The organism is Streptomyces sp. NPDC041200, from assembly GCF_055591805.1.
The window spans coordinates 1-6,151 of sequence record NZ_JBVIZF010000098.1 but is presented as its reverse complement, the minus strand read 5'-3'; the positions used below and the strand labels follow the sequence as shown (position 1 = coordinate 6,151).

At 72.0% G+C, this 6,151-nt stretch carries 4 protein-coding genes and 1 pseudogene; 4 read left to right on the top strand and 1 reads right to left on the bottom strand.

What is annotated here, in order from left to right; all coding sequences use genetic code 11:
- The 4 genes from ACZ6CL_RS42630 to ACZ6CL_RS42615 all read left to right on the top strand — a co-directional run.
- The coding region (locus ACZ6CL_RS42630; protein WP_468946895.1) for a hypothetical protein at nt 1-486 on the top strand (486 nt) is incomplete at its 5' end.
- Nucleotides 486-1,673, top strand: coding sequence for a TRAFAC clade GTPase domain-containing protein (locus ACZ6CL_RS42625; RefSeq protein ID WP_468946893.1), 1,188 nt, complete (start codon nt 486-488; stop codon nt 1,671-1,673). The genes ACZ6CL_RS42630 and ACZ6CL_RS42625, both read left to right, overlap by 1 nt.
- Nucleotides 1,670-4,123, top strand: coding sequence for a GTPase-associated protein 1-related protein (locus ACZ6CL_RS42620; RefSeq protein ID WP_468946890.1), 2,454 nt, complete (start codon nt 1,670-1,672; stop codon nt 4,121-4,123). The genes ACZ6CL_RS42625 and ACZ6CL_RS42620 overlap by 4 nt, the downstream gene beginning before the upstream one ends.
- A gap of 7 nt (nt 4,124-4,130) precedes the next feature.
- Complete coding sequence (locus ACZ6CL_RS42615) at nt 4,131-5,675, top strand: TRAFAC clade GTPase domain-containing protein (protein ID WP_468946888.1); 1,545 nt, start codon at nt 4,131-4,133, stop codon at nt 5,673-5,675.
- 25 nt (nt 5,676-5,700) lie between these two features.
- On the opposite strand, the pseudogene ACZ6CL_RS42610 reads toward ACZ6CL_RS42615, so the two are convergent.
- Nucleotides 5,701-5,961, bottom strand: a pseudogene (locus tag ACZ6CL_RS42610) (serine hydrolase); the annotation flags it as partial.
- Nucleotides 5,962-6,151 lie beyond the last annotated feature (190 nt).

The following is a 6,151-nucleotide window of genomic DNA, read 5'->3' as shown; positions in this document are numbered from 1 at the left end:
CGGGTCTACGAACACGACGGCGGCCTGGACCTCCCCGTCGGCCGGGGCGCGGTCACGCTCACGGTCGAGGCCCTGGTCCCCGACGCCACCGTCGACACCGAGGGCGCCGCCTCCCTGCGCATCGCGGCCGAACCCCCCATCGTCGAGTACGAACCCTCCCTGCGCCGCCGCCTCACCGGCGCCCGCGTCGCGACCGTCACCTTCACCGCCCGGACCGGCTGCGACCTCCCCGCCCTGCGGATCGTGCACGGCCTCGGCCGCTACCGCCCCACCAGCACGGCCGAGGGCACCGTCCTCCACGAGGTCCCCGCCCAGCGCCTCCCGGCGGGCACCCCGCTCACCCTGGAGTTCCCCTTCCCCAGCACCCGGGGCCCCTCCTGGCTCGTCTGCTTCCCGGCGGAAGGCCCCGACACCGGCCCCGACGCCGACCACGACCACACCATCGACATCCGCCCCACGGCGCTGCACCGGCTGCGAGTGACCTGATGGCCAGACGACTCACCTGCCCCTACTGCTACGAGACCTTCGCCCCGCGCGAGATCCGGTTCCGCTGCAACAGCCGGCTCAGCCGCACCCGCAAGCAGTGCCAGCGCCGCCGCGACCCGGTCCTCGACGAACGCTTCGGCAGACGCCCCAGCCACGACGTGGGCCCGGACTTCGCCGCCGACGGCCGCAAGTCGACGGCGGTGTGCCCGGACTGCGACGGCGAGTCGACGTACCGCATCTGCCCGGTCTGCCACGTCGAGTTGCCGGTGCAGTTCGGGATGGTGGAGAACCGGCTGATCGCGATGGTGGGCGCGCGCTCCTCCGGCAAGACGATCTACATGACCGTGCTGCTGCACGAGATGCGCAACCAGGTCGGCGAGATCTACGGCGCGTCGCTGATGGGCCTGGACGACACCACCATGCGCCGCTACAGCTCGGAGTACGAGAACCGGCTCTACCGCGACCGGCAGATGTTCCCGCCCACCCAGACCGCGACGACCAACGCCAACCGGGTGGATCCGCTGGTGTTCCGGTTCGGGCTGCGCCGCAAGGGGCTGTTCGGAGAGCGGCCGCAGCACAGTGTGCTGTCGTTCTTCGACACGGCGGGCGAGGACTTCAACAGCCGGGAGAGCGTGGAGCTGAACACCCGCTATCTGACCAACGCGGACGGCATCATCCTGCTGCTCGACCCGCTGCAGATGCCGGGCGCCATGGACAACGCGGCGCCCGGTACGGAGCTGCCCGGCCTGGACGGCATCGACCCGCCGATCAATGTGCTGAGCCGGGTGAGCGGCATGCTGCTGGCCGCGCAGGGCGGCAAGGCGGCCAAGGTCACCACCCCGATGGCGGTGGTCTTCTCCAAGGTGGACGCGTTCTGGCATCTGATGGAGAACGGCAGCCCGCTGCGGTCGTACGCGCCCGCGCGCGGCCGTTTCGACGTCGGCGACAGCCTCAGCGTCCACGAGGAGGTGCGCCAGCTGCTCAGGGTGTGGGACGGCGCGGCCATCGACCAGTCCCTGGAGAACACCTTCGCCCGCTACCGCTACTTCGGTGTCTCCGCCCTGGGCCGCGGCGCCACGCCGGAGGCCCGGGTCGCCGACACCGGCATCCAGCCCTACCGGGTGGCGGATCCGCTGCTGTGGCTGCTGAGCGAGTTCGGTGCGGTGCCGAAGGCGGGCCGCGGATGAGGAGCTTCCAGCAGCTCTACTACACCTCCTGCGAGCACGGGCTCAGCGGTTCCTCCGGTTTCCAGTTCAACGCGGTGAGCGAGCGGGTGTCGGCCGAGACCCGGCACCGGGTCGAGGGCCTGGCCGGGTACGAACCACCGCGCTCCCTGGTCGAGTCGGACGCCCCCGAGCTGCTGGCCCGCTGCCCGGTGAACCTCTGTCACACCCCGGGCGGGCAGGGCGGCGCCACCACGCTGTGCGTACGGTACGTCGGCCGGGACTCGGCGCGTCGCTTCGGCAACTATTTCGCCCACGCCCTCTACACCGAGGGGGAGTTCGAGAGCGACGGTGGCCTGCTCGCGATCGAGCTGTGGGATTCCCCGGTGTGGACCACACGAGTGGCCGATACGACGGAGCTTCCGGAGCTGTCCCCGCCCCTGCCACGCGGCCCGCTGTCCTCCCGCTCGGCGCGCGCCTTCCTGCGCGCGCACCCGCACGCCGAGCAGCTCCCGGCCCTGCTGGCGGCGGTGTTCGCGGCGCTCGCGGAGGACGGCTCGGTGGTGGTGATCGACGATACGACGGACCGGATCGCCCACTGGTTCGCGACCGTCTGCTACCTCCTGCCGCCCCCGCTGGCCCGCACCCTCTCCTTCGCCACCTATCTCTTCCGGCCCACCCGAAGCCGGCTGCACCTGATCGGCACGGTGCCCGGGGCGCACCCCGAGTTCGGCCCCGACGACGAGGAGTCGTACACCGTCTTCGACTTCTCCGCGGGCCGTTTCCCCGAGGTGGTGCCCACCCACCATCTGGTGCGGCTGCTGACCCGGATCGGGGTCGGGTCGATCCGCTCGGTGTGGTCCTGGACGGCCGAGTACACCCACGGCCAGGAGCGGACACCGGGCGACTGGCACGCGCCGGTGGCGGCGGCCGCGGCGGCGGGGGGTACGGAGCTGACCGGTGCCGATGTCCGCGCGGTGATCGACTGGCTGGCCGGCGCCGGTCATCTCGGACCGCGCCGGGCGGCGGTGGCGGCGGACATCCACCACAAGCACCGGGACCTGGACGACAACCAGCTCGCGGCGCTGAGCGCGGCCGCCAAGGCGGGCGGTGACACGGCGCTCCACCACGAGCTGGAGGGCAAGCTGCACCAGTCCCGTATCCGCGCCTATGCGACCGGTGTGGCGAACGCGCCCGGCCCGGTGCCGATCACCCACCCCGCCGAGCGGGAACGGGCCACCGTCCTGTGGCAGCGGCTGTTCGGCGAAGCCGTCCACAGCCGCCAGCGGGTGCGGCTGCTGCTGTGGGCGGTGGGCGCGCGGCTCGCCCCGCCGCCGGAGCTGCTCGCGGCCCGTTGCCTGGACCTGGCCCGCGCCCTGCTCGGCTCCTCCGGCGCGGGACCCGAGCTGCGCGAAGAGGTCGCCCGCCTCGTCCACACCCTCCCGGTGTTCAGGGCCGGGCTGGCGATGGCGGTGCAGGAGGTGCTGGAGGAGCGGGGTGGCCAGGAGCAGCTGTTCGCCCAGTTCCCGGCCACCTTGCTCAGCGAGCGGGACCTCGGTGAGCGGCCGCGGCTCCTTGAGCACTACTGGCGGGCACAGGCCGAGCGGGAACCCACCCGCACGGTCGACCTGCTGTTCCAGATCCTGGCGGTACGCGGCCAGACCTCGCCGGACGCGGAGCTGCTGCGGGGGCTGTGGCGGCAGCCGTCACCGGCCTGGACGTACGAGGAGGCGACCGAGGTCGCCCGTCGGCTGCCGTCGGACCGACCGGTGGACGAGGCGGTCGGCGAGTGGTTCGACCGCGCGGTGAAACAGGAGGTCGGGGACGAGGAGGACTTACGGGCCTGCCTGGTGCTGTGCGACACCCTCACCGCGCCCGCCCGCTACGCCTGGCTGCGGGCGGTCACCCAGGAATGTGTGCGGACCACCCTCCGGCTGGAGACGGCCCTGCGCGAGGCCACCGAGGCCACCGCGCTCGCCCGCACGTTCCGGATCCCGCAGATCGACGCGTGGGCCGCGCCCCGCGCCCTGAAGCGCTACCGGCTGCTCCCCGCCATGATGCGGCTGCCCGCCGACCCGGCCCGGCTGCGCGCGGAGATCGGGCAGTTCTCGTTCTCCCTCGCTGACGGCTATCTGCGCGCCGTGCACCGGGCGGCGGTGACCCCGGACCGCATCGACGAGGTAGTGCTCAGCCATGTCACCGGGGTGCTCGCGGTCAACGGCACACGGGCCGGACTGCCGCAGGCGCACCTGGAGATCGTCCAAACGCTGCGCCTGCACACCGCACACCACTGGCGGGCCGAAGATCTGGACCGCCTGTCCCGCGCGCTCCGCCCCTACGACACGCGGCGCGCCGACGAGTACGAGCAGTACGCCGAACACCGCCTGGGCCGCGTGAAGAAGTGGGGCCGCAAACTGACCCAGCGGCGACCCTCGGACGGCCCCCGAGACGATTCCCGACCGGAAGAGGGGTGAGTTCCCGATGGTCGCCATCCTGATCTTCGTCCTCGTCCCCCTGGCTTACCTGGCCCTGCTCGTGCTCTATCTGTTCATCGCCCCGGCGATCGCGGCCCTGCGCGGGGCCGCGCTGGTCAGTGAACTGCTGTGGCGCTACTGCCAGTTGCTGAACGGTGTGCTGCGACGGCGCACCCCCGAATTCGTGACCATCGCGCCGTACCGCCCCACCGACGAACTGGCCCACCGCAACTACTTCTTCGGCCCCGCCACCCGCGATCTGCGCCAGCTCCTCACCCAGGGGCGGCGGTTGTACGTCCGTACGGTCACCGACGCCTACCGTCAGGTGACCACCCGCCAGATCACCGCGCCCTCCGTGCACGAGTCCGTCTCGGTCCCGTACGGCCTGACCCTCTACTTGGGCCTCACCGTAGGCGCCGCCGTCGCGGTACCCGTGCTGGGCCTGCTCCTCGGCCTACAGGCGCTCGGCGTGGCCCTCCTGACCGCCGGTGCCCGGCTGACCGCGCTCACCCTGCGGGCCACCGACCGGGCGGTGATGATCCTGCGCGGGCTGCCCCGGGGCATGCTGTGCCCGAGCTGCTTCGAACGCGTCCCGTATCCGGCGTACGACTGCCCCCGTACGAACTGCCGACGGCGGCACGCCGACATCCGCCCGGGCACGTTCGGCCTCTTCCGGCGCCGGTGCGCCTGCGACGAGCGGATACCGACCCTGCTGATGCTGATGAGCAGGGATGCCCGGCTGAGCGGCTTCTGCGTGCACGAACACTGCGGCAAGTCGATGAACCCGGACGCCGGGCACATGTCCGAGCTGATCCTGCCGCTGATCGGCGGCCGGGCCGCGGGCAAGACCCAGCTGATGGCGGCGATGGTGAAGTCACTGGAGAACACGGCGGCGGACGGCGGGCCCGCGATCCGGCTCGCGGACCCCGAGACGACCGCCAACCAGCGGGTGCTGAACGAGGTCCTGGAGATCCAGGGCCACACCCGCCCCACCCAGAAGACACTGCCCCGGGCCCATTCGTTCGTGCTCGGCAACGGCCGCGCCGAGCGGCTGGTGCATGTCTTCGACACGGCCGGTGAGCGGTTCGTCAGCCGGGAGGAGACCGACGCGCTGCGCTACGCGCGGGATGCCCGCACCTTCGTTTTCGTCCTCGACCCGATGGCCGTCGACGCGTTCTGGACCCGCCTCGACCCGTCGGGCCCCGCGGTGGACCGCACCCTGGCCTCGACGGTCGACCCGGAGGACGTGTTCTCGCGCTCGGTGCAGACCGTACGCACGATGGGCACCCGCCTCACCAGGGCCCGGCTCGCCGTCGCCGTCAGCAAGCGGGACCTGCTGACCGGCCACCCCGCCCTGCTGCCCGACCGCCCGGACGACAGCGATTCCACTCGGGAGTGGCTGGGCGAGCGGCTGGGGCTGCGGAACCTGCTGAAGACGATGGACCTGGAGTTCGGCGAGGTCCGGTTCTTCTGCACGTCGGCGGTGGCGGACGAGGCGGGACGGGTGGACCCCAGCATCGCCACGTTCGTCGAGTGGTGTCTGCGCGAATGAGAGCGCCGCCCGACCGCGAGAGCCCTCACCGTGGGCTGGGCCGTGGTGTGCCCAGCAGGTGGCAGGCCGCCGCGTCGACGAGGGTCTCGGTGCAGATCTCGCTGGAGTAGTCGGGCATCCCTCCGGTGTGGCCCCAGACGGTGCCGCAGGGCGTGTCCACCTTCATCAGGCCCAGTCCGTACCCGCCGCCTGCCGCCCAGGACCAGCTCGGGTCGATGGCGGCGTTGTCGACGTTGCCCTCGGGACGTCCGGGCCCGGCGAACCGGACGCCTTCGGGCAGGTCCAGGCGGACCTCATCGCCCACGCCAGCGGCATCGGGGCGAGCGCGGCGAGAACGTCAGCGCGACCAGCCCGGCGTCGGCACACCACGGGGGTCATCTAAGAGCATGTCTCACGTGGTGAGTTGGTGTGCTGCGGCATGATTGCTCTTTGTGGGTGCTGATCTGTCGCAGCGGCTGGTTCCTGACGGGTTATGG